The organism is Mycetohabitans rhizoxinica HKI 454 (assembly GCF_000198775.1).
Classification (GTDB): domain Bacteria; phylum Pseudomonadota; class Gammaproteobacteria; order Burkholderiales; family Burkholderiaceae; genus Mycetohabitans; species Mycetohabitans rhizoxinica.
This window is the reverse complement of record NC_014718.1, coordinates 532,643-555,948: the sequence shown is the minus strand read 5'-3', so window position 1 is coordinate 555,948 and position 23,306 is coordinate 532,643. Positions and strand designations below refer to the sequence as shown.

The window sequence follows — 23,306 nt, the reverse complement described above, 5'->3', positions numbered from 1 at the left end:
TGTTACCTACTTTTGTCCTGTTTACACAACTTCCGTTCGGCGGGATTAAAAGCACTACGCTAGCGGCCCTACAGACGCGGTAGCAGGCGTAGCAGATGCAGCACCCGCGTACTATCGCGGTAGTAGAATGCGACGAGCGCGCGCATGGTGAGGGCAGCCACCACCACGGCGAGGACTGCCGGATTGAGAAAATCAGCCATGTTCAACGCTCCTATCGTTGCTGTCGGTTGCCATCTGCACGTCAGATCTCTGAGCAACTCGCCGAGCCCGCCGTACACCGGGGCGCTGCTGCGAAGTAGCCGGCTGGCATCATGATGACCCATCGACACGAGAACGGGTCGCCAGCCGAGCGCGCGCGACGTTGTAATCGTGTGTCGTGTCGCCGACGTATGGCGTTCGGTTCGGGCGCAGATCCAGCGTTCACATCAGTTGCATCGCCTCGTCCAGCTTGCTGGTCGCCGTCCATTGGCGCCGGCGCCGACTTTGCGAATACCCGTCGCACGCTGACCAGGCAGAGCACGATGCAGATCGTCAACCATCGATCGTCTCGTGCACCGCTGCGGTACCGCGCCGCCAATAGCTGGCCGCACGGATTCGGGACTTCGGTACGCCGCGCTCCTCCACCAAGTGCTGGCGTACTGCGCGCGCCACGCTGGCCTCGGCCGCCACCCAAACGTAGCCATCGCCGTCCGGCAGGTACGTATCCCGTACCGCGCGTAACAATGCGCCGCCGTCGGGCCCCGCGCAGTCGCGATAGCACCACACCGCATGCAGTTGCGCGCGGGTCTTGAGGTCGATGCGCGACGCCGCGTCCGCTACCTCGATCACGGTGGCCACTCGAGTATCGGCGGGTAACTCGTCAAGCCGCCGCGCAATGGCCGGCAGTGCGGTATCGTCGCCGATCAGCAAATGCCAGTCGAAGTCGGTTGGGATGACCAGCGAGCTTCGTGGTCCGCCGACGCCGAGCCATTGTCCCGGTTGCGCTTGCCTTGCCCATGCGGATGCGGGGCCGGCATCGTGCAGTGCGAATTCCAGATCCAATTCACCTGCGTGCCGATCGTAGCGCCGCGGCGTGTAGTCGCGTGCCGGGGGGCGCGGATGATGCTCCGGGAACGCGACGCCATCCGGTCCCACAGTCGGCAACGGGGGGTTGTCCATGCCGGGTAATGGAAAAAACACCTTGACGTGGTCGTCGAACGAGGCGGAGATGAAATCATGCAGATCGTCGCCGGCCAGCGTCACACGCACCAGCGTTGGCGTGATTTGCCGCACACGCTTCACGCACAGCAGACGAAACTTCAACGGATGGCGAACGCGTGTCACGATGCGCTCCGAGCGGTCTCGCCCCGTTACGTTATCCTGATTAGATGTCATTGGCTTGCCTCCGGCTTCTGCTCGATTTCGGCGACCGCGCGCATCAGGATGGCTGCGATGCGCCGCTGCTCGTCCGGTGGCAGATTATCGCGGCGGTACAGCGCTTGCTTCAGAGCGAGCCGGGCCTCGTTGAATTCCGGCAGCCACGCCGAGCCCCCCGACATGTCGTCGCCTTCGCCACTGGCGAAGAAGCGGCGGATCATCTCCATCTTGCGACCGATGTGCTGCAGCTTGGCGAGCAGCAGGTCTGCGCGCTCCCTGTTGGCGTCGAGATAGTCGCGCCCGGGATCCGCCAATACGTACCGCTTGCGGTTGCCTTCTAGTTGGACCGTGACGTAGCCGAGTTCCTCGAGGTAGGTCAGGGCCGGATAAACCATGCCCGGGCTCGGGCTGTAGTAGCCGTTAGAGCGGGCATCTAATGTCTTGATCAACTCGTACCCATGGCTGGGCTGTTGCGCGATTAGCGCGAGCAGCAGCAATTGCAGGTCGTCGGACGAGAATTTGCGGCCACGTGACATGTTTTCGTCGTCGCCGAAGCCGCCGCTGCCACCGCCGCCCCAGAACGGGCTACTGCCGCCGTGTCGTTGGTGGCTGTGCCGGCCCATCGCGTGGCGTAGCGCGGCAAACGGCATGCAATCGTCCCACGAGCGCGGGCTGCGTGGCCCATCGCGGAAAAGAGAAAAATGACGCATCGCTTTCTCCAATAAAGTCGTAAGACATATCTAAAGATATAAATACTTAGATGCATTGTCAAGGTCGTAGATGTAAAAGACCTAGCGGTCCAATTTCCGCCATTGATGAAGATTGGTGCCGTCCGCCAAGGCGGCATGTGGGTGGCAGCGGTCTTCGGCGGTCGGCGAGCACCGGCGTTGCCTTTCATAGCAGTGTAGTGGCCATGACGACGGAGCATCGCGGCGTTTGCTCGTTCCGGCACCGGGCTGCCACATAGCGGCATGCGGTTTGCTCTACCCAGGGACGCGCGCTGTTGCTGCGCGCCTGTTGAAGGAGACCCATGATGAAACATCGCGATGCCGCTGATTGCGCCGACCCCGCTATGCGTAAACACGCGGAGGGTGAAAGCGAAGTAACCATCGACAAGGACGGCAAGGTGCACCAAAAAGGCCATGGCAGCATGGATGAAACGATGATTCCGCAGAAACCGGAACCGGACCGGGGCCCATACCAGCCGCCGCCGGGACATCTTGATAATCCAAAGGACGTTGAGCCGCGCAGTGGTGGCGATTTATCGGCATGATGCCTGTGCGGCACATCGGTCTGTATCTTGAGGGCCACCGCGGCCCTATTCACGAATAACGGGGTGATCAATGAAACAACCTGCAATCTGCGCGTGCCGCCGAGCGTTCACGTCGTCAGCGCTCAAGATCGCGCTGGCCTCCGCGGCTGGCGTGTCGGCGTCGTTGGCCCGCGCCGACGAAGATCACGGCACACCCGTGCCCGGAGCAAAGCTGTCGCCGCGAAGCCGCGTGCTCGATACGGGCGCACGACTGTTGCAGAAAAAGCGGCCTGTTGACGCGATGAGCGCGTTCCTGAACGGTTTCCATTTCTATGCGGACGACATGGGCCGGCAGGTCGAGGCCTTTCATTACTGCACGCACCTGACAGAAGACTTCCATCAATGCGTGATCTACGATTCAGATGCGCCGGATGCCAAGCTGATTGGCATCGAATACATCGTCAGCGAGCGTGTATTCCGCACGCTGCCCGACGAGGAGCGACGGCTATGGCATAGTCACCGCTACGAAGTGCGCTCCGGAGAACTTCTGGCGCCGGGCATCCCGGAGCAGGCCGAGCACGCGCTGATGGGGCAACTCGTCAACACGTATGGCAAGACGTGGCATACGTGGCAGATCGATCGCGATCACGCGTTGCCGTTTGGCATTCCGCAACTGATGATGAGTTTCACAGATGACGGGCAACTTGACCGTGCGCGCGTGCGGGCGCGTGACGCGCGGTTCGGCGTGTCTACCGACGCGCTGCGTCGGCGTCGTGCTGATCTGGCGCAGCCGCAGCCGATTGCCGGTGCGGACGCGTGGCAGGACGGCAGCACGCTGCAGCTTGCGGCGGCTGAAGTCAAGGTAAAAGTGCCGCGTTGAGTGGCGCGTATATCGGGCTGGCCAGAGGACGAAGATAACAGCGCGTGCTGGAGAAAGGGCGCAGAAGACGGGGGACTTTCGTTGCGCAAAGTGCCATCGCTCGACGCACGTGCCGGCCGGCACGCCGATTCCGAAATGCTCGCATTGCGGCAATGAAACGTATAGCGAGCGCACGCACGAGCCCGGCAACAAGCGATCAAGTTGACAGCTGTGACCGACGGACCGGGTGACGCTGCCTGCGATGTGCATGCCGTACGCTCTTTGCGCCCATGCTGCTGGTAGCGAGATAAGAGCGGGACAGTGTGTGTCATTGGTTCAAGACCTGATCTCCGCGCTCATCGATTCAATAAGCCAATGCATACGCGACGGTTGTGCCGGCCCTTGTTGTCGATTTTCAGAATGCGGATTGGGCGCAAGGCTCCGGTTTCGGACAGGTGGATGTTGCCGCATGCTTGACGACCCAGACCCACGATCTCCGCGATGCGAATCTGGCCGTCTTCGGTTGCGGGAAGTGTCACCGACCTCAAACGGATCCGTCCGTGTTGCTCGCGTGCGACCGCCAGCGGTAAATAAATGTCCCAAATAGGCAGGCACGTCGATTACGAGCGCACCATTGAATGCCTGAAAGACAAGGGCATTGAGCACGTGCGTGCCCGTGTGAGGTTCGCGCATCGCACGTGCTGTCGTGCTTGCCTGCCATATTCGTTCGAGATCGCGCGAGTATCGGGCATCGCGCCATCGGCGTATTGGTTAAATTGCGGCCAGCGAAAACACAGAATTTAGAGTCGCTAACACAAGTCGTCCACAAAGCGCGAACAGATAACAGCAGCGGCCAAGCGGAGCAAGGCGATATGAATGTCCAGACGCCGCTCGAAGCGAATGCGCAGCTTACCAAAACCGGCAAACCAGGCGTGCGTGCGCTCGACTACCCAGCGATGCCGTCCGAGCCGCTCGCGCTTTTCTACGCCGCGACGGGCGATGCGTGCAGTGATTACGCGTTGCTTCAGATAGCGTCGGCAGCGGGCAAAGTCGTAGCCCTTGTCCGCATGCAGTTTGCCCGGGCGTTTGCGCGGCGAACCGTTCAAGCCCGGCACGGCTGGGAGGGTATCGAGGGTGCGCTCAAACGCCATCGAATCATGCCGATTGGCACCCGTGACTGTGATAGCCAAAGGAACGCCTCGGGCGTCTACGACCAGATGCCGTTTGCTCCCCAGTTTGCCCCGGTCTGTCGGGTTGGGGCCGGTTTCCTGGCCCCCCCGGGGGCTGGCAACGCTGGCCGCATCCAAGCTCGCTCGCTGCCAATCAATCTGGTCATGTTTCACGCAACCGGCAAAGCATCGCCAGGTGCAGCTTGCTCCACACGCCTGCGGCCTGCCAGTGGCGCAATCGTCGCCAGCATGTCATGCCGCTGCCGAAGCCGAGCTCCTGCGGCAAGTCTTCCCATGCAATGCCTGTATGCAGGACATACACGATGCCGTTCAATGCCGCCCGGTCGTCAACAGTGCGCCGACGCCCGCCTTTGGGTGAGGGCGTGAACGCTGGAATCAACGGCTCCAGCACCGCCCACAATTCATTGCTGATTTTGCGTCTTGCCATAACCCCAGGATACGGGCTTTACAGCCTGACGTCCAGGTTGCGTTAGCGACTCTTAGTGGACCATCGTGCCTGCCTTACGGGCCCGGAACGATCAGCATGCCTTGAGAATTTTTATCGATCTGTGCTTGCTGAGCTAGGCCGACTGCCGACCCAGCCTACGCCAATGTTGTGCCGTCATTGAGCTTGCGCCGCAACGCCGATACAAATCGCTCCGTTACGGGTGGCAGAGTACGGCTTCGCATTTTAACCAGCGCAATCGGACAGACAAACGCCTCGTCTGCGATGGGCCGCACCACGAGTCCCGGCTCGGCCCGGACCTCGCGTGCATTGCTGGGCAAGATCGTAATTCCGAGCCCGCTGCGCACCATGGCGACGGCCGTCATCATGTACGTCGGCTCGCACGAAATATCCGGCGTTGAACTGGCGTTGGCCAGGGCGGCATCTACGATCGCTCGCACGCTCGTGCCCTGCACCATGAGCACCAGTGGTTCGCTTAACAGATGGTCCAATCCGATGTGCTGTCGCCGGGCATGCGGATGGTCCATCGGAAACACCGCGACAAGGCGATCGACACCAGAATACAAGACCTCGAAAGCGGTGTCGAGCGAGTCTGCGCCGGTCAGCCAATGTCGGCCTCCTCGCTGCGCACCAATGTGTTGACGGTGCTAGCCACCACGTCGCGGAGATAGAAACTGATGCGTGGCATATCCGCCCTTAGCTCCTGAATTAACCCAGGCAGAAGGCTGGCGGCAAACGTCGGCAGGCAAGCGATCCGCACAACACCGCTCAAACCGCCGCCCAACGTGCGTGCGTCAACCAGCACTTTTCCATATCATGCAGCGATTGCTTCAGCGCAGGAAGCAATGCACGTCCCACGGGTGCATCGCCACTTTACGACTGTTGCGTCAAGTAGGCGCGTGCCCACCGCCTCTTCCAACCTGCGAACCTGGAAGGTTAGCGCAGTCTTATATCCGTTGTGTTTTCGAATGCTGCGATTAAATTATTTCAATTGATTTATCCGATGGATGAAAATATTCTTGGTCGAGTTGAACGACAAACCATGGACCGATCATGTTGCCGTTGCTAGGATTCGCTACTATCGTGGTCTTGCTCGCAGTTATCCTTTCGAAGCGAATGTCGCCGCTGGTAGCGCTGATTGTGGTGCCCATTGCTGCGTCGTTGATCGGAGGCTTTGGGTGGCAGACTTGCAAGTTCGTGATCGACGGCTTAAGAAACATGGCGCCGGTCGTTGGCATGTTCATATTTGCGATTCTTTATTTCGGAACGGTCACGGACGCCGGTATGCTTGATCCGATTATCGATCGCATCCTAAGAGCGGTTGGTACGAGGCCGACACGCATCGTCATAGGAACGACACTGCTGGCGTTACTGATCCATCTCGACGGTTCAGGTGCAGTGTGTTTCCTCGTAACCATTCCAGCGATGCTGCCACTTTACGATCGCTTGAAGATGGATCGTCGTGTGTTGGCGGCAGCTGTATCAATGGCGGCGGGGATTAACTTTTTACCGTGGACAGGGCCCACGATCCGGGCATCCGCATCGTTGAATTTGCCCGTTTCGTCGATCTTCAACCCGCTCATACCAGTCCAGGCGATTGGGTTGGTGTTCGTATTTGGTACCGCATATCTGCTTGGTCGTCGCGAGGAAAAGCGACTTGGATTCACGCGCCTCACCAAGCCAATACCGATACCCGAGCGCAAGCTCACACCCGAAGAAATGAAGGTACGTCGTCCTCAGTATTTTTGGTTTAACGTCGGCCTTACAATAAGCGTGCTTGGCACGTTGGTGGCGATGGGAGACAAAGTGCCGCCTGCAATAGTGTTTATGGTCGGGCTATGCATTGCCTTAGTGGTCAACTATCCGAATGTCGAGATGCAGCGTAATCGTATCGATGCGCATGCGCGAGCCGCATTGATGATGGCCGGCATTCTACTGGCGGCGGGCGTTTTTACCGGAGTGCTGCAAGGTAGTGGCATGCTCAAAGCGATGGCTCACTCTGCAGTGGGCCTGGTGCCCCAAGAGATGGCTAGCCATATCCCTTTTACGCTCGGGCTCATAGCGATGCCGCTCAGCATGCTGTTTGATCCTGACTCGTTCTATTTTGGTGTATTACCGGTTGTTGCCGAAGTGGCGGGGCACCTTGGTGTGCCTGCGTTGCAGGTCGCGCAAGCAGCGTTGCTCGGACAAATGACCACGGGATTTCCCGTTAGTCCACTCACGCCTGCCACATTCCTCGTGGTCGGATTGTGTGGTATCGATCTCGCCGATCACCAGAAATTTAGCTTCCCTCTGTTGTTTGGTGCTTCGATTGTCATGACTGTCGCAGCAGTCGTACTGGGCGTTTTCCCCTTGTGAGTGTTGATGGAGAATGAGGCCATGGCTGTAACTCACGATCCGCGCCGAGTGCGCGTCGGTGCGGGCGCCGGATATTCGGGCGACCGGATAGAGCCCGCTGTCGAACTGGCCGAATACGGCGAACTAGACTATCTCGTATTCGAATGTCTCGCGGAGAGAACGATCGCCATCGCCCAGCAAATGCGGCGCAGTAACCCAGAACTGGGCTATGACCCGCTGCTTGAGGCACGCATGATGGCCGTTCTGCCTGTCGCAGCGCGTAACGGCGTGCAAATCATCTCCAACATGGGCGCGGCCAATCCGCTTGCGGCTGCGCGCAAGACAGCCCAGATCGCTCGATCATTAGACCTGGACGGCTTGAAGATTGCCGCGGTGACAGGAGATGACGTGCTAGACGTCGTACGACAGGGCAACTTCTATTTTGAGGAGTCGGGTGACAGCGTAGCGTCGTACGCTGAGCGGCTTGTGTCGGCGAACGCTTATCTGGGCGCGGCGCCGATCATCGCCGCGCTGGCGGCCGGTGCGGATGTTGTGCTGACGGGACGCGTCGCCGATCCGGCGCTTTTCATCGCACCGCTGATTCATGAGTTCGGCTGGAACAGGGATGACTGGGATAGGCTCGGGCAAGCCACTGTCATCGGGCACTTGCTGGAGTGTGCGGGCCAGGTCACAGGCGGTTATTTTGCCGATCCGGGTTTCAAAGACGTACCCCATCTTGCCCGCCTGGGGTTTCCGATCGCCGAGGTTTGCGCGGATGGAGCCGCCGTCATAACAAAATTGCCCGCCGCCGGCGGTCGAGTGACCGAGGCAACGTGCAAGGAGCAATTGCTCTATGAGATCCATGACCCGAGTCGCTACGTGCAACCTGACGTCGTGGCGGATTTCACCGAGGTCCGGGTATTGGAAGAAGCGCCCGATCGTGTCCGTCTGACCGGCGGCCGTGGTACGGCGCACACCGATACGCTGAAGGTCTCGGTCGGTTATCTGGATGGCTTCATCGGCGAAGGACAGATCTCGTACTGTGGCCCGGGCGCGTTGGCGCGGGCGCGCGCCGCACTCGATATCGTGCGTGAACGGCTGCAACTGACCGGCGTTGAAACCCGGGAGCTGCGGCTTGACCTGATTGGCGTGAACGCCCTGTCTGGACGCGCGGGAACGCGCGACGGTGAGCCATACGAAGTTCGGGCGCGCGTCGCGGGACGGACTGCGTCGATTGGGGATGCGATGCGCATCGGCAATGAGGTGGAGACGCTCTATACCAATGGTCCTGCGGGCGGCGGTGGCGTCAGCAAGACAACACGCGAGGTACTCGCCGTGCAATCGATCTTGTTGCCAAGGGCACATGTGCACCCGACATTCGAATTCGTGGAGGCATAAGATGAAGTTGCGGGATCTAGCTCACTCGCGTACCGGTGACAAGGGGGATACGTTGAACATATCGGTCATATGTTACGACAGTCGCCACTATGAGTATCTGCGTCGCACGCTGTCGGCCGAGCGGGTGAAAGCTCACCTTCGGGACGTGGTACGGGGCGACGTCATCCGCTACGAATTGCCGAGGCTCGCGGCGTTCAACTTCGTTGCCCAACATGCGCTCGGTGGCGGCGTGACTCGATCGCTTGCGTTGGACGCGCATGGCAAGTCGCTGAGCAGTGTGCTGCTTGACCTGGATCTCGAAGACGCCGAGGATGTCTAACGCTTTCGCGGACCACCGGCCTGCTGGCAGTCCAGGCCGGGCACGGCGGTAGTGCATATCGCCTCGTTATGTCGTCCTGCTCATGTCGGAATAGCAGTTTGTAGCCCACCAACGCGCCGCAACGGTCCACGATCGATTGCCGGCCGGAATAGACGTCTGCAACCGGTCGTTCTGCCAAACTGACGATATAGGCCGGATCCCCGTTCGGTGTCGCGTCGGTGTCTGCCATGAATTGCCTCGGTCAGTCGGCCAGCCCGATGCCGGCTGCGACGGTCTGCCGCCCGATGCCATGCAGTATCCGCCCGCCGTCGTCGTTGCGGTTTGCTGCCGCGCCCCGGCAGGCGACCGCACGTTAATCGCGGCCTGTACGGCGAACGCGAGGGCCGTGGCCAACAGGCAGGCCGCCGATTCCCATAACCGTTAGCATGTAACCGTTAGGCCTGGCGCCGCGTGCCGCACTCGCCGCAGAACAGGTCTTCCTCGCCCATCGGCTTGTGGCATTGCGTGCACGTCGTGGCGCCGTTGTTGTCGCTTGGCGTAGGGTGCGTCGCCGTGTCACGCGACGTGGGCGTCGGGGCGTGCGGCGACGCACCGTGCGGCGCAGCGGGCGGGTTCGTCATCGCGCCGCTCGCATAAGCCGCGCGCGCCTGCCTAGCCCGTCTCCTTGCGTCGGCGACGCGCTGCCTTAGCTTCCTTTCGGTAACCGAAACGTCGATGCCACTGGCGGTTTGCAGATAGATAAGGCACGTCCCGTTCACGAACGTCAAAAAGGGAATGACCAGGCCGATCGCGATCAACAGGCCGTTGCCGAAGCCGAACGACCCAAGGTACGCTATGCTATGGCGGTCTAAGCCGTTGCCGGACGCGCTGCCCATCGCATTGCCGTTCATGCCATAGCCGCCGTATTGGCCGTCGAAAGTGCTGAGCCCGCCAAATCCGTCAACCCTGCCGAGGCCACTGAGCAGGTCGAACAGACCACTTAACGGCCTGATGCCCACCCCCATCGATGCCGACGACGCGATCACCATGCCGGTGCCAAGAATGCCGAACACGATAATGGATAGAACGCCGACGAGCAACAGCAGCATGAACATTTGAATGATCATGCCAAGCAGTTGATGACGGCCTATGTGCAGCAGGCGCGCGGTAGTCTGCAGTGTCGAGTTGCCCTGCCAAATCGCAGGGGCCGCGAGCGGGTAGCCGACGTACCACATACCGGCAAAGGCGGCACCCGCCACGATTGCTGCAATCGGATAGGCGATCGCGTACAGTAGTGGGCCGACACCAGGGATCTTGCAGACGAAGAATACGAACAGCAGCGCCAGCAGTAGCGCCAGCCAGCCGGTGCCGAGCAGGGCGCCGACACCGACGAACCGGTGCGCGGTGAGCGCAGCCTGACGCAGCGCATCGATAAAGCCAACGCGTTCGCCCTGTGCACCACGCATCAGGATGATGCCGACTGCCGAATAGCCAACGATCATCGCGGCGATCGTTGCAAGGATGAACGGCAAGCCAAGCATGATACTGTGGCGCAGCATCTGCATCGTAAGCATGCCAATGAGCATCGTCGCGACGACGGAGAGCGCGCACATGGCTAGCGCGCGCCAGTTCGTCACCGCTTCGGCTGCACGCAGCAGTCCGAACTGGCCTGTTGCTAGCGTGTGGTCGGTCATGGACATCGTCAATCTCCTTTCGATTTTGAGCCGGCTTAGCGTTCGGCGGGTGCGTCGAGCAGCGCAACGACGGTGACACCCTCGACCTGGGCAAGCTGGACGCTCGATTGACGGGTCGAGCCTGGCTTGCCGTTCAGCACGACCTGGCTCTTGAGTGTGTACGTGCCTTGCGGCGCACCGGCCGGTAGCTTCAACGTGAAACTGTTGTCGAATTCGCCGCTGCCGGGTGCTGCGTTGACAATCTTTTCGCCGCGCTTGAATGCTTGGCCAGAAGGGGCGTAGACGGTCACCACTTCCTTCACTTCCTGCACAGCCTCGTTCGTGCCCGATACCGCGCGGATCTGCGATTGCAGCTTAATCGGCTCACCGGTCTTGATGGCCGTGCGCGGCGTTACCGTGGTAGTGTAGGCATCGATCTTCGCGTACGTCGGCAGGCTATTGCGATTGCTTGCACGATATTCGCGATCGACTTCGGCGGACGTCTTAGTCTGCCGCGTCTCCACTTCGATTACGGCGCACGCGGCGAGCCCGGCCGTCGCGCCGCTGAGCGCGCCTTTCGTGCCGCCGAGCAGTGCACCAACGATTGCGCCGCCGGCGCCCAGTGCCGCGCAACGCAACACGGTTTCTGTCGAGCCCGTGTTCATACCGTTCTGAGTGGCGCAGGCGCTTGCCAGCAACGTGACCGCGCAGGTCACCGCCAGGGTTTTCTGGAATTTCATCTCAGTCTTCTCCAATATGTCACTCAAGTGAGCTGCTATTTCGCAGTGCTTCCATTTGCCGCGCCTTGGCTCGGGCAACGAGCGCCTTCGCCTGTCCGTTACCGGGGTCAAGCATCAGCACGCTCTCTGCTGTCGCGATGGCTTTGTCGTACTGGCCGCGCGACAGATCGCCGTTGGCGCGCCTGAGTAGCCCGCTGATTGCGGATGCGGGGGGCGCCGTTGCGTTCGACTTGCGCTCGGGCGCACGGCGCGGCTTGGGGGGCACTGCCACAACGACAGGGGGCTCGGCCGGTGCCGTTGCCGCTGATTGAGACTGCGCAACCCGTGCTGCGGGTGCGGGGTCCGCTGTGGTTGGCGTGGACGCCGCGGCGGTTTCAGCCAACGCCGACGCCGGCGCATTCGCCAGTGTGTTTGAAAGCATCGTGGCCGGGGCGGCGGTGGTGGCGACGGCCGTGTCCGAAGCTGCTGTGCCTAAGGAAGCCGCGTTCGACGTGGGCGTGTTGGCAGCCGCCAATTCGGAAGCTACCGCACCGGAAGCGTTCATGCTCGAATTGGAAATGGTCGATGCCGCGACCGGGGCCTGTGTGGAAGCAGCGTGATACTTATGCCACCAGAGTGCGCCGCAAACGCATGCCGCGACGATCGTGACGCTCGCGATGGCCACTGTCCGCCGCCACGGCGTGTTCGGGGCCAACGCAGTACCGGTGCATGAACTCGGTTGTGACGACGGACCCGACTCAGTCGGTGCGGGCTGGGTCAGTGCTTTAAGCGTGATTCGGCCGTCCGTGTCGGAAGCCGCGTCACCGTGCTGGTTGACTGCGGCCGCTGGGCGTGAGGCGTTCAGCTGGGCCGGGGCCGAATGCTTGCCATCGACATCATCCGGCGCGGCAGACGCTCCAGTGACGTTGCCGTTGCCGTCATGCTGCGTATTTGCTATTGCATTCGCCGATACGGCCTGAACGTCAGGCAAGTCTGTCGGGTGAGTTTTGACCGGGGGCGACTCGGGTCCATGGTGGGCGGCCGGGGAAGCCACGGGCGTTCTGGCCCTCGGCAGGCTTGATTCGACGTCGACCTTATCGATATTCGTTGAAGCTGCGACGGGCGTACCACACTTGTTGCAGAAGTGCTGACGCGCGGGCAGCGTATGCCCGCAATGTCGGCAAGCTGTCCTGGCTTCTTTGCTCGGGGCGGCCATGGCCGGCGTGCCACATGTGTTGCAGAACTTCTGGCTATTGGTTAGTTTGGCCTTGCAGTGGGCGCATGAAATCATGCGTATTCCTGTTGTTTTTTCGATTGACGCAGCGCATGCGCGCGCGTCGATCGAGATGTGTAACGGTCTGTCAGCATTGGGTTCGTGGTGCGGATTCGGCTGAGCGGATCGGCGAAGACCAGTGACAGTAGATTAGCGGCGCAGAATGTCACCTCGCGTGCGATCGGCGTGTCATGCGAAATGCCGCGACATGGGCACGTGCACGCTTCCTCGTTGAGGAACGTGCTTGCACAATGGTGCCACGCGCTTCGAATTTTAATAATGTATTCATGTGTTCCGTGATGCGGCGGTCAAATTTAAACTGATAAATTTATTCCTTTCCATTCCAGTATTTTGGCGTTAGCAATTAATGAACTTGAGAAGTAAATTGCTGCACCAAACCCAATATCGCGGTACGGTCGGCATGCACGGCGTGAGTCACTAGCGACGCGTTAGGCGCTCGCACGTTAGTTGAAACCGTGCTGGCCGCGGCAATAGGCGAGCGGATTATCACCGCGTTTATACGACGGCCACAAGAATGCACAATGTGCATATTATTTTCGGACGAAATGGTTTCGATAGGCGCGCGCCATCGACGTATATCGGTTGGGCGAAAATAAGACACGGCAATCCGGTGTGCATCGCGTTGCAACTGCCGGTCGAGTACAGGCTGGATAAATTCACGCGAGCAATCCAATGGCGGGAGATTTTTGCGGTAGGCACTGATTTTCACGAGACCATCGCGAGTGTTGCGAATAACCGCTACATGTGCCGTTGTGTACCGAGCATGGCAGATCATCGCGGCGCTGGAGTAGGACGATCGCGAATGGGCCGCTGCATTGATGCGGCGACGAGCGCGGCGTACTGGAATGGTTGACGGTCCGAGCCACGAGCAACAGGGCCGATACATCGGCCAGCATGGCGTTGCCCGACGCTATCGTCGAGCACTTTGTGCTGTATTGCATTTGCGCCGGCCCTGTTTTGATGGCCGATGCCCAGCACGTCGAAAGGTGTTCGTGCACAACAACATCACTTTATCGGTAGCTTTGCTGCGCCGCTCGCAAAGCGGGTCGTAGGTACCTTCAGCGTCGAGAAGAATCTACAAGGCTAGCCGGCGGGCACGACAATCGTCATGGTGACGGACAACGCACGCCTGGGGCAGCCGGCGGCCTCAATGCGCCGTAGCCGGCCGCGAAGGCGGCGATCCCGATCGCGAAATGATGGTGCTACAGGGTTGTGCAAGCGCAATGATGGCGCACAAGGTTGTACAAGCGCGTGGCAGCCCGCTGCGCGCCGTCATGTCATCACGGCATCTCGGGCCGCGTTGCCCGCCCGCCGGTGATCGACCGGCGCGCTGCATAGGCAAGCAGTGCAGCCGTCGCGGTATTGAACACGAACAGGCCCCCCGGTCCAAGCACGGTCATCGCCATGGATGCAATCGTCGGCCCCGATAGTCCGCCGATCGAAAACAAGATCAACAGCGTCGCACTGATCGCAATGCGCCGGTTTGCGTCGATATGATCGTTCACATAGGAGACGATGACCCCGTAAAGCGTGAACGCCGCGGCGACGTACACGAGCGTTGCGATGCCGACAAACCAATGCACGCGTACGACGATCAACGAGGCACTCAGGATGGCGGCCAGCACCGCGAGGTGGAACACCAGCACGCGGCGCTCGATGCGGTCTGACAACTTGCCGATTGGCCATTGCGACAGCAATGCGCCGATCAACACGAGGCCCATGAAGTGCGACAGTTCACTAACCGAAAAGCCGATGCCGGTCAGGAACACTGGGGTCATCGAATAAAACGCACTGGACAGCAACCCAGCGCAGATGCAACCGGGAATCGCCAAGGGCGTATCGCGCCACAGATCGGTGGCATTGCCAATCCATGACCGAGGGCGGCGCACGCCGGCTCGGTCCTCGAACACGTGTACTGGCCAACCCTCCAGCAGCGTGACGGGCAGGATGGCGCCAACAAACAGCGCACCGACGATCAGCAGGTTGCGCCCGCCGGATGCGCCGGCTATGTCCAGCAGGAACTGCCCCGCGCCGACGCCCAGGTACGTGATCGCCAGGTACGTCGAGAATACCCGGCCGCGCATCGCGTTCGGGACCGCGCCGTTGAGCCAGCTCTCGACGCACGCGTAGACACCCATGAATGCAACACCGCTGCAAAAGCGCAGCGCGCCGCCGATCCATGGCGAGTCGAACGTGCCGAATGCGAGCGCGGTCAGCGCAGCGCCAGCCGAAAACGCGACGAATGCGCGATGCTGGCCGATGCGCTCGATCAGCCGGCTGTTGGTCACGGCCCCTGCGACAAATCCCACGTAGTAGCATGACTGCACGAGCCCGACTGCGACGGTCGACAGTCCCGCATGCAGCATCCGGATCGGGATCAGCGTTGTGAACAGCCCGTTGCCGACCATCAGCACCGCATACGCGGCGAGCAGGCCGGAGAGCGAACGGAACAACGCACCGGTTGGATCCGGTTGGACGGTGGGGCGCGGCAGGTCGTGCCATTGACGCGCGGCTGCCTCGGAGGGCGGCGGCGCGGGCGGGGGTTCCAGCGGAACATCCTGCGCCGGATCGTTTGACGGATTCGGTGGTGCGTTTGACGCTTGCTTTGCCGGTGGTTCGGCCAGCGCCGCGTCTGCGGCTGCTGCCCCAGGCATTGCTGTCGCCATGTTGGGATCGAATCGTGGATCGTTCATTCCCGGCCTCCGTTGGGGCACAAACGGGGTAAGCAAAATAACGGCTGGGGCGGAACAGCGTTGCGCAGCATGAATACAGGACAATCAATCAACAGGAACGGCTGCGTGTCCGTCACGGCAGGGCGGCACGGCACACGCGGTGTCATGGCGAAGCGGGTGTCGCTACACCCAACGGGCATGGAAACTACCGGGTTTGTCGATGCGTTCAAACGTATGGGCGCCGAAAAAGTCGCGCTGCGCTTGGATCAGGTTGGCTGGCAATGTTTCGGCGCGGTACGCGTCGAAATACGCGATCGCGGACGCGAACGCCGGCACCGGCACGCCGGCTTGCACAGCCGCAACCACGACCTCGCGCAGCGCCGCCTGGTATTGTGCGGCGACATCGCGGAAATAGGGCGCGAGTAACAGGTTGACCAGCGCCGGATTCTGCGCATACGCGTCGGTGATCTTTTGCAGGAAGCGCGCGCGGATGATGCAGCCGGCGCGGAAAATACGCGCGATCGTGCCATATTGCAAATCCCATCCATACTCATCGGACGCGGCACGCAATTGCGCGAACCCTTGCGCGTATGAAATCACCTTGCTTAGATACAGCGCGCGCCGGATCGCCTCGATGAATGGCTCGCGTGCACCCGTCAGCGCGCGCGGCGACGGGCCACTCAGTTGGCGGCTGGCCATCACCCGCTCGGATTTAAGCGAGGACAGCACGCGGGCGAACACTGACTCAGTGATCAACTGCAATGGCACGCCCAGGTCCAATGCGTTCTGGCTGGTCCATTTGCCGGTGCCTTTCTGCGCGGCGCGGTCGAGCACGACATCGACCAGATCCTGGCCGGTCTCGTCATCCTTGCGCGCGAAGATCTTGGACGTGATGTCGATCAGGTAGCTGTCAAGCTCACCTTCGTTCCACTGCGCGTACACGTCGCGCAATTGCGCGTTGGACAAGCCCGCGACATGCTTGAGCAAGGCATAGCTTTCGGCGATCAACTGCATGTCGCCGTACTCGATGCCGTTATGGACCATCTTCACATAGTGGCCGGCGCCGTCCGGTCCCATGTACGCGACACATGGCTCGCCGTCGTCGGCACGCGCGGCAATGCGCGTGAGAATCGGTTCGACGCGCTCGTATGCGTCACGTGGCCCGCCCGGCATGATCGACGGGCCGTGCAGCGCGCCTTCTTCGCCACCCGACACGCCGGTGCCGATGAAATGCAGGCCGGCGTCGGCCAGTTCGCGGTGGCGGCGCATCGTGTCGGTGAAATGGGTATTGCCGCCGTCAATCAGCACGTCCCCCCGTTCCAGCAGCGGCTTGAGCGCAGCAATGGTGTCGTCGGTCGGTGTGCCGGCCTTGACCATTAGCAGGATACGTCGCGGCGTTTCGAGCGATTCGACGAACGCTTGCAACGTATTAGTCGGGACCAATTTGCGATCCGGCAATGCCCTGATCAACGCGTCAGTGCGCTCACGCGTGCGGTTGTAGACCGATACCGCATAGCCGCGGCTTTCGATGTTCAATGCCAGATTGCGACCCATGACCGCGAGTCCGATCACGCCAATGGCCTGCTTGCCCATGTTGCAGCTCCGAAACGCGTTGCAAGTCTTTGATTGTCGCATCTTCGCACAACTTGCGCGGACCGGTTGGATACCTCAAAGCAGTGACGATTTCGATTCGCGGTTAAGCAATTGCGACATGACGGCGCTGTCGACCGGGCGATAGTAAAAATTGCCGATCATCTCGAAGCATTCGTGACGCCTGAAAAACTCGAATTGCTCGAAGCTGTTAACGTCATGGACGGTGATCTTTAGGCCGGTGGAGTGTGCATGCGCCACCAGCAGCCTGGCGAGTGTCTCGCCGGTGCGTGCTTTGGCCGATGGCGATACCAACGCGCCATCGAGCTTGATCCGGTCCAGTTGCAGCGTGGCCAGGTGCTCGTCGCCCTGCGCGCGAAAACGCACGTCCGTAACCGTGCTCTGGACCTGCAACGCATGCAGCGCGGACAGCGCCGCATCGGCATGGGCCAGGTTCTCGAGCAATGCCGTTTCCGCGATGTCTAACGCTAGGTAGCATCCATGCAACTGCGCCTGCTGCAAAATCGCTTCCACGCGCTGCGCCACGTTCTGCATGCGAAATAGCGCGGCGGGCATCGGCACTGCGACATGGATCGGTGGCAGTCCGGCCTGCTGCCACTTGTAATTTTGCTGGCAGGCCTGGCGCAGCATCCACTCGCCGACCTCGACCACGATCTCGCTGTCGTGCGCGGCGCTCAGCAAGGCCGATTGGGCGACCGGTTTGCCGTCCGGGTCCGGCCAATACAGCGATACGACGGCCCCTTCTATCCAGCCGCTGGTCAGGTTGACCTGGGGCTGATAGCGCAGGCGGAACGTGTTGTCGCGTATCGCCTGTTCCACACTCTCCTTGAGTGTCATTGGTGCATTGAGACTGGCGTTCATACCGTACGTGGCATAGAAAGAGGACGCCGTTCCAGGCTGGATGAAGACAATAGCCTGCCTGGGCGGTGACTTTAAGTATGGCCCTGTCGGTCGTGCTTTCCCCGCGCTGACAACATCCTTGTCGGATTTTTGTCGTCGTGTAAAAAGTACCCAGTCAATACGGTCTGAACTTGACTCGTATTGGTGGTTTGCGTGCAGCGTTATGGTTCACGTCGACTAGACAGCCTTCAATATAGTGACTTTCCGGGCGGGCGAATATCAGGATTGTCCGAGCATAAGCGTTGCGCAACGTCCGAGTAACCGACCGGACGTCGCTTTCGCAAGTTATATGCCCAGGGCCCGCCAGGGCGACGGGCCGCTGCGCCTACGCGTCGGCGAGGCGGTTCAGGCTTGCAAAGGTGGCGCTTTTGTCCGCGAGTTCGACGAGCAATGGCGATGGTTGCCAAAATAACGGATCTTGACGCGCGAATTGCCGGATCTCGGCGAGCACGTTCGCCAGGCCCCGCGTGTCGGCGTAGTGCATCGGGCCGCCGTGATAGCGCGGAAATCCGTAGCCGTGCACGAGCACGACATCCACATCGAGCGGCCGCAATGCAATGCGCTCATGCACGACGTTGGCGCCCTCGTTGATCATGGCGGCCAAATAGCGGCGCACGATTTCCTCGTCGGTGAATTCGCGTGGTGTTATCCCGGCCCGCTGTCGCTCGGATGCGATGATTGCCTCGACCTCGGGATCGGGCGTGCCGGTGCGTTGGCCCGACTCATACACGTAATAACCACGACCGGTTTTCTGGCCGAACCAGCCACGTTCGCACAGGCGGTCCGGGATCTGCACGTAGCGGGCGCGCGGATCGCGCGTAGCCGCACGGCGCTTGCGGGCGGCCCAGCCGATATCGCCGCCAGCCAGGTCGATGACCTGGTATGGTCCCATCGGAAAGCCGAAATCGCGGATCGCGCGATCGATCTGGTAGGGCGAGGCGCCGTCCTCCATCATCGCATCGGCGGCAGCACGATACACGGCCAACAGCCGGTTGCCAATGAAACCGTCGCACACTCCGGCTCGCACGGGCGTCTTGCGCAGGCGCTTGGCGAACTCGAACGCCGTGGCCACGACGTCGGCATCCACCTTGGCCGGCACGACAATCTCGAGCAGCTTCATCACGTTGGCCGGCGAAAAGAAGTGCAGTCCAATCACGTCACTCGCGCGCCCGGTGCTGGCGGCGATCTCGTCGATGTCCAAATATGACGTGTTGGTCGCCAGCACGGCGCCGCGCTGGCAGACACGGTCCAGCTCCGCAAAAATGGCTTTCTTCACCACGAGATCTTCGAATACCGCTTCGATGACCAAATCCACGTTGGCCAACGCGTCATACGATGTGCTGCCGCAGAGCCGGGACAGCGTGGCGGCACTGGCCGACGCGCTCAGCTTACCCTTGACAATCAGCCCGTCGTAGACCCGTTGCACATGGGCCCGAGCGCGTGCCAGTGACGCATCGTCGCGTTCGATCAGGGTGACCGGAAAGCCCGCGTCGAGCGCGGCTAGCGCGATGCCGGCGCCCATCGTGCCGCCGCCGACCACGCCAACCGTGTCGATCGTGCGTGGTGATGCATGCTGGCTTTCTGGTGTCTTGGCGGCTTCGCGCTCGGCAAAGAACGCGTGCACGAGCCCCGCGCGCTGCGGGCTGTCAAGGCATTGCAGGAATGCCTGGCGTTCAAGCTTCATTCCTTCGTCGAACGGCAAATCGATCGCTGCTTCGATCGCCTCGACGATTTTCAGCGGCGAGAATAGCCCACGCGAGCGGCGCACGACGTCGGCGCGGGCGGCCTGCACGGCCGCATGGCTCGCGTCGCGATCCGCGAGTGCCTTGGCGCAGCGGGTCGGACGTGCTCCGGCGTGCGAGGCTAACAACGCCTGCACATAGGCCAGGCCTTCCGCTCGCGTGTCGTCGCTTTGGCTGATGCGGTCCAGTAGTCCGAGCTGGAGTGCTTCGTCGATGTTGACATGGCGTGCGCTCAACGCCAGATCGAGCGCGGCACGCGCGCCGATCAGTCGCGGTGTGCGTTGCGTGCCACCGGCCCCCGGCATGAGGCCGAGCTGCACTTCCGGCAAGCCGAGTTTCGCGCCGGGGGTGGCGATCCGGTAGTGCGCGGACAGCGCGATTTCTAAGCCGCCCCCCAGCGCCGCGCCGTGAATCGCGGCGACCACGGGCTTGCGGCACGATTCAATGCGCTGGCATACCTGCGGCAGCGACGGCGGCAATGGTGGCTTGCCGAACTCACGGATGTCGGCGCCGGCGATGAAGTTACGGCCCGCGCCGAGCAGCAACACCGCTGCGACTTCGTCGCAGCCCTCAGCGGCGTCGATCGCGTCGATCAGGCCTCGACGTACCGCGACCCCAAGTGCATTCACTGGCGGATAGTCGATCGTGACAACTAGAACCTTACCGTGTCGTTCATGGCTCACGGGTTGGGTCGGGGAGGGAGCGAGGGTCATTGGGCGTGTCTCCGGAATAGGGGGGCGCGCGGCGCACTTCGCCGGCCAATTGTCCAATCGATAACCTGTATTAACAATTACAACGATGGTTGACAGACTGTCAAAAAATTTTGAACTGCTGCGTGATGGCGCCGTGCGTCATGCCTTATGCGCTGCGAAGCGCGTGCAACCATGGACCTGAACGCCCTTACGTTGCTGGTCGAAATCCTCGAAGCCGGCAATCTCGGCGAGGCCGCGCGTCGGCTGAAGATGTCGCGTGCGAACGTAAGCTACCATTTGAATCAGCTGGATGCTAACGCGCGCACATGTCCCGCCGTGGCGCAGGGGTCATCGGGTACGGCGCGACCCTGCGCGGGCTGTACGCGCGTGATGGTGAAGCAGGGAGGCGAACAGCGCTTCGTCGGCCTTCAGGCGCCGGTGCTGGCGCAGCGGCTCAAGTGTGGCAAGCGTACCTGTTTCGAAAGCCTCGAGCACTACGGGATGGATATAGCATTTACGGCATACGGCAGGCGTGTTGCGCAGTAGATCGGCGACCTGACGGACCGTGTCAACCACATGCCGGCGCGCGCTCGTGAGATTGCATGGCGGAATTTGGCGCAACACGCCAAGTGCAAGGACGCTACCCGCCCACGTTCTGTAGTCCTTGGCAGTGAACCCTGTTCCGCTTATCTCGCGCAGGTACGCATTAATGTCGGTCGAGCCGATAGCGTGCCGCTCGCCGCACTCGTCGACATACTGGAATAGTTCATGGCCAGGCAGGTCCATGCAGCGTCGCACGACGCGCACGATACGTGGGTCGTCGATGTCGACGTCGTGCTCGACGCCGCTCTTGCCACGAAACCGCAGCCGCATGCGGTCGGCGTCGAGCGCTAGGTGTTGCTTGCGCAGGGTCGTCAAGCCGTAGGACCGGTTTTCACGTGCGTACTCGGGGCTGCCGATCCGCACCAGTGTACGGTCGAGCAGCCGTACCAACGCCGCGGCCACTTTTTCGCGTGGCATCCCCGGGCGCTGCAGGTCCCGCGTCACGCGCGTGCGGATCTTCGGCAACGCCCGCGCAAAGTCGGCCATCCGTGCGTATTTGTGTGTGTCACGCATCATGCGCCACGCGGCGTGATAGCGGTATTGCTTACGCCCGCGCGCGTCACGGCCAGTGGCTTGCAAGTGACCGTATGGGTCCGGGCAGATCCACACGTCGGTATACGCGGGCGGTATCGCCAACGCATTAATGCGCTCGATGCGCGCGCGATCGCGAATGCGCGTGCCCCGTGTGTCAAAGTACGCGAACCGGCCGTTAACCGCACGGCGCGTATAGCCGGGCTGCGTGTCGCTCACGTAGCGCAACTGCTCGCACGCATCGGCATCGGGCGCGGGGCGTTGCCGGCGACGCGGGGTGGCTTGTGTTGCAGTGGGGGCCGGTGTGCCAGGCATGGTGTTTCATGGCAGCTGCGAGAGAAGGCACGCGGCGCAATCTGCATGCCCGTCACACCCTGGGCCGGGAATGCGGTCTGCTGGAACATTGGCAGGGCGCGCCGGGCATCGGTGGCGGCGCTGGTGGGGCGGTACGCGGCGCGGCGGCGGCCTGGCCGTGGGTGTGGGAGGGAAGCTGGCTCGCACTGGGCTCGACCGACACGGGTTTTTAGATTGAGGAGCACGACTGATGGAACGAAAGCCAAATGATGCACCGGCGAAGCCGGGTGAGGCGCGATCTCCGCAACCGGCAGGCGCGCCACGGCAACGCCTTGACGTGCCGACCGCGGCGGATCGCCGACTCACCGGAGCGCAGAAGGCGACGATGACAGGGCATCCGCCCCCACCCACCAACGCAGGGCAGGAACCACTGCCTGCCCCGAACGACGTAGGGGAAGACGCGTGAGCGAGCGTGGTCAGTAATGCGTCAACCGATTGCCGTCGATTTTGACAAGATCGCTGGGACGCAAGCTGCCGGGCGGTAGCACGTCGAATGTAGAAGATGTGTCGCTACTGAACGACGCGACGATCTGATAGTCGGTAAAGATAGGCTATGCGTATTGCTGGCCGATTCTATTGTTGGCGATGGTGCGGCTAAGGGCGCTGATCACGGTGGTGGTATCGCGCTCAGGGCCGCGGCGGTTTTGATTGCCGAGCAGTTCGCCGAAGACTGCGCCGACCATGGTACTGGTGACTCTCGGTGGGCTTGTTATAGGGGCGTTGCTTAACGGTTCAATTGCTCAACCACGCCGTAGCCAGCTGCGGCGTCGCAGCGCCAGCAGCACGTTGAAAATGGCTCTTCCCCACTTTGTGTGAAGCCTGTACTGTGGATCAGCGTCAATTATATGCTGTGGAAGCGGCCCAGCGCGCGTGCAATGGGGTCTTCAAGATCCTTCAACAGATGCCACTTGCTGGCCACTTGTATTGCTCACGGTGCGCCACGCGTAACGCCTTTGGCGTAGACGCCAGCGCGATCGCGTGACACCCACTGCACTGCGTGATGGCCGCTTAGCCGACTCGTCCCTGTCGTTGCATTGCGCTCTGGCAGCAGGTCCAGTGGTCGGCATTTCTCCAGATCGACCAGTAGGGTGCCATAGTGATAAGCGTGTCTTAATGCCTCGGCATCGCCGCCAACCATGGTCAGCGGCGATGTCGGGATGGTTTGCTTCTGGCCGTGCGGTGTTGATGGCGTGCGACAAAAACGGAAGGCTTTCGGCAAATCTTTGTCAACGATACGTTCTGTTCTCGCAGTGAAAGCGCCGAATCTGCATTTGCTGCGTGGCGCGATGGCCACTACACGGCAGGTCCTCAACGCGTCGTCAGTACTTTGCGTGTACTCGGGAGCTTGTTGCTCCACATGTCGTGCATTGCACAACGAGG

At 61.4% G+C, this 23,306-nt stretch carries 24 protein-coding genes and 3 pseudogenes; 10 read left to right on the top strand and 17 right to left on the bottom strand.

Going from position 1 to position 23,306, the window contains the following annotated elements; genetic code table 11:
* Nucleotides 1–68 precede the first annotated feature (68 nt).
* The 3 genes from RBRH_RS21015 to RBRH_RS14225 form a co-directional block, all read right to left on the bottom strand.
* Nucleotides 69–200, bottom strand: coding sequence for a hypothetical protein (locus RBRH_RS21015; protein WP_255743525.1), 132 nt, complete (start codon nt 198–200; stop codon nt 69–71).
* 331 nt (nt 201–531) lie between these two features.
* On the bottom strand, nt 532–1,374 hold the full coding sequence (locus tag RBRH_RS14230) for a siderophore-interacting protein (protein ID WP_013428803.1): 843 nt from the start codon (nt 1,372–1,374) through the stop codon (nt 532–534).
* Nucleotides 1,371–2,066, bottom strand: a complete 696-nt coding sequence (locus tag RBRH_RS14225; protein ID WP_083813563.1) for a PadR family transcriptional regulator — start codon at nt 2,064–2,066, stop codon at nt 1,371–1,373. The genes RBRH_RS14230 and RBRH_RS14225 overlap by 4 nt, the downstream gene beginning before the upstream one ends.
* A gap of 323 nt (nt 2,067–2,389) precedes the next feature.
* Here RBRH_RS14225 and RBRH_RS14220 point away from each other — a divergent pair, with 323 nt between their 5' ends.
* The 3 genes from RBRH_RS14220 to RBRH_RS18015 all read left to right on the top strand — a co-directional run bounded on the left by RBRH_RS14220 (nt 2,390) and on the right by RBRH_RS18015 (nt 3,693).
* The gene (locus RBRH_RS14220) at nt 2,390–2,629 is read left to right on the top strand and encodes a hypothetical protein (protein ID WP_157864560.1); all 240 of its coding nucleotides are present in this window, start codon (nt 2,390–2,392) and stop codon (nt 2,627–2,629) included.
* Nucleotides 2,630–2,699: 70 nt separating this feature from the next.
* Nucleotides 2,700–3,488, top strand: a complete 789-nt coding sequence (locus RBRH_RS14215) for an OBAP family protein (protein ID WP_013428800.1) — start codon at nt 2,700–2,702, stop codon at nt 3,486–3,488.
* A gap of 34 nt (nt 3,489–3,522) precedes the next feature.
* Entirely contained in the window at nt 3,523–3,693 is a 171-nt protein-coding gene (locus RBRH_RS18015) for a zinc ribbon-containing protein (RefSeq protein ID WP_083813545.1), read from the top strand.
* A 130-nt stretch (nt 3,694–3,823) separates the two neighbouring features.
* Here RBRH_RS18015 and RBRH_RS21485 read toward each other — a convergent pair whose 3' ends face one another.
* The 3 genes and pseudogenes from RBRH_RS21485 to RBRH_RS14195 all read right to left on the bottom strand — a co-directional run.
* Nucleotides 3,824–3,958: a hypothetical protein gene (locus RBRH_RS21485; RefSeq protein ID WP_415878043.1), complete on the bottom strand. Its 135-nt coding sequence runs from the start codon at nt 3,956–3,958 to the stop codon at nt 3,824–3,826.
* A gap of 318 nt (nt 3,959–4,276) precedes the next feature.
* Nucleotides 4,277–5,084 (bottom strand): IS5 family transposase gene (locus tag RBRH_RS18010; protein ID WP_157864558.1). Its coding sequence is split into 2 segments (ribosomal slippage): nt 4,277–4,804 and nt 4,806–5,084, totalling 807 coding nucleotides; the frame shifts between segments, so codons are not numbered across the junction.
* A 155-nt stretch (nt 5,085–5,239) separates the two neighbouring features.
* Nucleotides 5,240–6,084, bottom strand: a pseudogene (locus RBRH_RS14195) (LysR substrate-binding domain-containing protein); the annotation flags it as partial.
* Between the two features lie 71 nt (nt 6,085–6,155).
* Between RBRH_RS14195 and RBRH_RS14190 the strand changes: the two are divergent.
* Genes RBRH_RS14190 through RBRH_RS14180 form a run of 3 tightly spaced genes read left to right on the top strand, consistent with a single transcriptional unit; the run spans nt 6,156 to nt 9,156 of the window.
* Nucleotides 6,156–7,460, top strand: coding sequence for a CitMHS family transporter (locus RBRH_RS14190; protein WP_013428792.1), 1,305 nt, complete (start codon nt 6,156–6,158; stop codon nt 7,458–7,460).
* A gap of 21 nt (nt 7,461–7,481) precedes the next feature.
* Nucleotides 7,482–8,837, top strand: a complete 1,356-nt coding sequence (locus tag RBRH_RS14185) for an acyclic terpene utilization AtuA family protein (protein WP_041755037.1) — start codon at nt 7,482–7,484, stop codon at nt 8,835–8,837.
* A 1-nt stretch (nt 8,838) separates the two neighbouring features.
* Entirely contained in the window at nt 8,839–9,156 is a 318-nt protein-coding gene (locus RBRH_RS14180) for an AtuA-related protein (protein ID WP_013428790.1), read from the top strand.
* 434 nt (nt 9,157–9,590) lie between these two features.
* Here the strand turns inward: RBRH_RS14180 and RBRH_RS14175 are convergent, their stop codons facing one another.
* From RBRH_RS14175 to RBRH_RS20635, 3 genes are read right to left on the bottom strand one after another with little or no spacing between them, the layout of a single operon-like run.
* Nucleotides 9,591–10,835 (bottom strand): zinc ribbon domain-containing protein, encoded by a 1,245-nt coding sequence (locus tag RBRH_RS14175; RefSeq protein WP_041754846.1) that lies wholly within the window; start codon nt 10,833–10,835, stop codon nt 9,591–9,593.
* Nucleotides 10,836–10,864: 29 nt separating this feature from the next.
* Nucleotides 10,865–11,548, bottom strand: a complete 684-nt coding sequence (locus RBRH_RS14170) for a hypothetical protein (RefSeq protein WP_049786547.1) — start codon at nt 11,546–11,548, stop codon at nt 10,865–10,867.
* Between the two features lie 19 nt (nt 11,549–11,567).
* Nucleotides 11,568–11,819 (bottom strand): hypothetical protein, encoded by a 252-nt coding sequence (locus RBRH_RS20635; RefSeq protein WP_049786546.1) that lies wholly within the window; start codon nt 11,817–11,819, stop codon nt 11,568–11,570.
* An 85-nt stretch (nt 11,820–11,904) separates the two neighbouring features.
* Between RBRH_RS20635 and RBRH_RS20630 the strand changes: the two genes are divergently transcribed.
* Nucleotides 11,905–12,147 carry a hypothetical protein gene (locus RBRH_RS20630; RefSeq protein WP_232509384.1) on the top strand — a complete coding sequence of 81 codons (243 nt, stop codon included), beginning with the start codon at nt 11,905–11,907 and terminating at the stop codon, nt 12,145–12,147.
* 527 nt (nt 12,148–12,674) lie between these two features.
* On the opposite strand, the pseudogene RBRH_RS21480 reads toward RBRH_RS20630, so the two are convergent.
* A pseudogene (locus RBRH_RS21480) lies at nt 12,675–12,818 on the bottom strand (double zinc ribbon domain-containing protein); the annotation flags it as partial.
* Between the two features lie 517 nt (nt 12,819–13,335).
* Here RBRH_RS21480 and RBRH_RS14150 point away from each other — a divergent pair.
* Nucleotides 13,336–13,674 (top strand): hypothetical protein, encoded by a 339-nt coding sequence (locus RBRH_RS14150; RefSeq protein WP_013428784.1) that lies wholly within the window; start codon nt 13,336–13,338, stop codon nt 13,672–13,674.
* A 427-nt stretch (nt 13,675–14,101) separates the two neighbouring features.
* On the opposite strand, the gene RBRH_RS14145 is transcribed toward RBRH_RS14150, so the two are convergent.
* The 4 genes from RBRH_RS14145 to RBRH_RS14130 all read right to left on the bottom strand — a co-directional run bounded on the left by RBRH_RS14145 (nt 14,102) and on the right by RBRH_RS14130 (nt 20,459).
* Nucleotides 14,102–15,514, bottom strand: coding sequence for an MFS transporter (locus tag RBRH_RS14145; RefSeq protein WP_157864556.1), 1,413 nt, complete (start codon nt 15,512–15,514; stop codon nt 14,102–14,104).
* Nucleotides 15,515–15,676: 162 nt separating this feature from the next.
* The gene (gene gndA, locus RBRH_RS14140) at nt 15,677–17,086 is read right to left on the bottom strand and encodes an NADP-dependent phosphogluconate dehydrogenase (protein ID WP_041754840.1); all 1,410 of its coding nucleotides are present in this window, start codon (nt 17,084–17,086) and stop codon (nt 15,677–15,679) included.
* Between the two features lie 75 nt (nt 17,087–17,161).
* The gene (locus tag RBRH_RS14135) at nt 17,162–17,965 is read right to left on the bottom strand and encodes an EAL domain-containing protein (protein WP_013428780.1); all 804 of its coding nucleotides are present in this window, start codon (nt 17,963–17,965) and stop codon (nt 17,162–17,164) included.
* Nucleotides 17,966–18,329: 364 nt separating this feature from the next.
* On the bottom strand, nt 18,330–20,459 hold the full coding sequence (locus RBRH_RS14130) for a 3-hydroxyacyl-CoA dehydrogenase NAD-binding domain-containing protein (protein WP_041754836.1): 2,130 nt from the start codon (nt 20,457–20,459) through the stop codon (nt 18,330–18,332).
* A gap of 171 nt (nt 20,460–20,630) precedes the next feature.
* Between RBRH_RS14130 and RBRH_RS19380 the strand changes: the two are divergent.
* Nucleotides 20,631–20,750, top strand: a pseudogene (locus tag RBRH_RS19380) (LysR family transcriptional regulator); the annotation flags it as partial.
* A gap of 36 nt (nt 20,751–20,786) precedes the next feature.
* Here the strand turns inward: RBRH_RS19380 and RBRH_RS14125 are convergent.
* Nucleotides 20,787–21,887, bottom strand: a complete 1,101-nt coding sequence (locus tag RBRH_RS14125; protein ID WP_013428777.1) for a DNA topoisomerase IB — start codon at nt 21,885–21,887, stop codon at nt 20,787–20,789.
* A gap of 8 nt (nt 21,888–21,895) precedes the next feature.
* On the opposite strand from RBRH_RS14125, the gene RBRH_RS14120 reads away from it, so the two are divergent.
* On the top strand, nt 21,896–22,099 hold the full coding sequence (locus RBRH_RS14120; protein WP_041754833.1) for a hypothetical protein: 204 nt from the start codon (nt 21,896–21,898) through the stop codon (nt 22,097–22,099).
* Between the two features lie 378 nt (nt 22,100–22,477).
* Here the strand turns inward: RBRH_RS14120 and RBRH_RS21010 are convergent, their stop codons facing one another.
* Together RBRH_RS21010 and RBRH_RS14110 are read right to left on the bottom strand one after the other, a co-directional pair.
* Nucleotides 22,478–22,609: a hypothetical protein gene (locus RBRH_RS21010; RefSeq protein ID WP_255743527.1), complete on the bottom strand. Its 132-nt coding sequence runs from the start codon at nt 22,607–22,609 to the stop codon at nt 22,478–22,480.
* 245 nt (nt 22,610–22,854) lie between these two features.
* Nucleotides 22,855–23,145: a hypothetical protein gene (locus RBRH_RS14110; RefSeq protein WP_157864555.1), complete on the bottom strand. Its 291-nt coding sequence runs from the start codon at nt 23,143–23,145 to the stop codon at nt 22,855–22,857.
* Between the last annotated feature and the right edge of the window lie 161 nt (nt 23,146–23,306).

Coding starts and splice junctions, on each gene's coding strand:
- RBRH_RS14150 (WP_013428784.1), top strand. CDS start 13,336: ATGCACAATGTGCATATTATTTTCGGACGAAATGGTTTCGATAGGCGC.
- RBRH_RS14125 (WP_013428777.1), bottom strand. CDS start 21,887: ATGCCTGGCACACCGGCCCCCACTGCAACACAAGCCACCCCGCGTCGC.
- RBRH_RS14220 (WP_157864560.1), top strand. CDS start 2,390: ATGAAACATCGCGATGCCGCTGATTGCGCCGACCCCGCTATGCGTAAA.
- RBRH_RS21015 (WP_255743525.1), bottom strand. CDS start 200: ATGGCTGATTTTCTCAATCCGGCAGTCCTCGCCGTGGTGGTGGCTGCC.
- RBRH_RS14120 (WP_041754833.1), top strand. CDS start 21,896: ATGGCAGCTGCGAGAGAAGGCACGCGGCGCAATCTGCATGCCCGTCAC.
- RBRH_RS14215 (WP_013428800.1), top strand. CDS start 2,700: ATGAAACAACCTGCAATCTGCGCGTGCCGCCGAGCGTTCACGTCGTCA.
- RBRH_RS14170 (WP_049786547.1), bottom strand. CDS start 11,548: ATGAAATTCCAGAAAACCCTGGCGGTGACCTGCGCGGTCACGTTGCTG.
- RBRH_RS14185 (WP_041755037.1), top strand. CDS start 7,482: ATGGCTGTAACTCACGATCCGCGCCGAGTGCGCGTCGGTGCGGGCGCC.
- RBRH_RS21010 (WP_255743527.1), bottom strand. CDS start 22,609: ATGGTCGGCGCAGTCTTCGGCGAACTGCTCGGCAATCAAAACCGCCGC.
- gndA (WP_041754840.1), bottom strand. CDS start 17,086: ATGGGCAAGCAGGCCATTGGCGTGATCGGACTCGCGGTCATGGGTCGC.
- RBRH_RS14230 (WP_013428803.1), bottom strand. CDS start 1,374: ATGACATCTAATCAGGATAACGTAACGGGGCGAGACCGCTCGGAGCGC.
- RBRH_RS14225 (WP_083813563.1), bottom strand. CDS start 2,066: ATGCGTCATTTTTCTCTTTTCCGCGATGGGCCACGCAGCCCGCGCTCG.
- RBRH_RS14190 (WP_013428792.1), top strand. CDS start 6,156: ATGTTGCCGTTGCTAGGATTCGCTACTATCGTGGTCTTGCTCGCAGTT.
- RBRH_RS14135 (WP_013428780.1), bottom strand. CDS start 17,965: ATGAACGCCAGTCTCAATGCACCAATGACACTCAAGGAGAGTGTGGAA.
- RBRH_RS14130 (WP_041754836.1), bottom strand. CDS start 20,459: ATGACCCTCGCTCCCTCCCCGACCCAACCCGTGAGCCATGAACGACAC.
- RBRH_RS14180 (WP_013428790.1), top strand. CDS start 8,839: ATGAAGTTGCGGGATCTAGCTCACTCGCGTACCGGTGACAAGGGGGAT.
- RBRH_RS14145 (WP_157864556.1), bottom strand. CDS start 15,514: ATGAACGATCCACGATTCGATCCCAACATGGCGACAGCAATGCCTGGG.
- RBRH_RS14175 (WP_041754846.1), bottom strand. CDS start 10,835: ATGTCCATGACCGACCACACGCTAGCAACAGGCCAGTTCGGACTGCTG.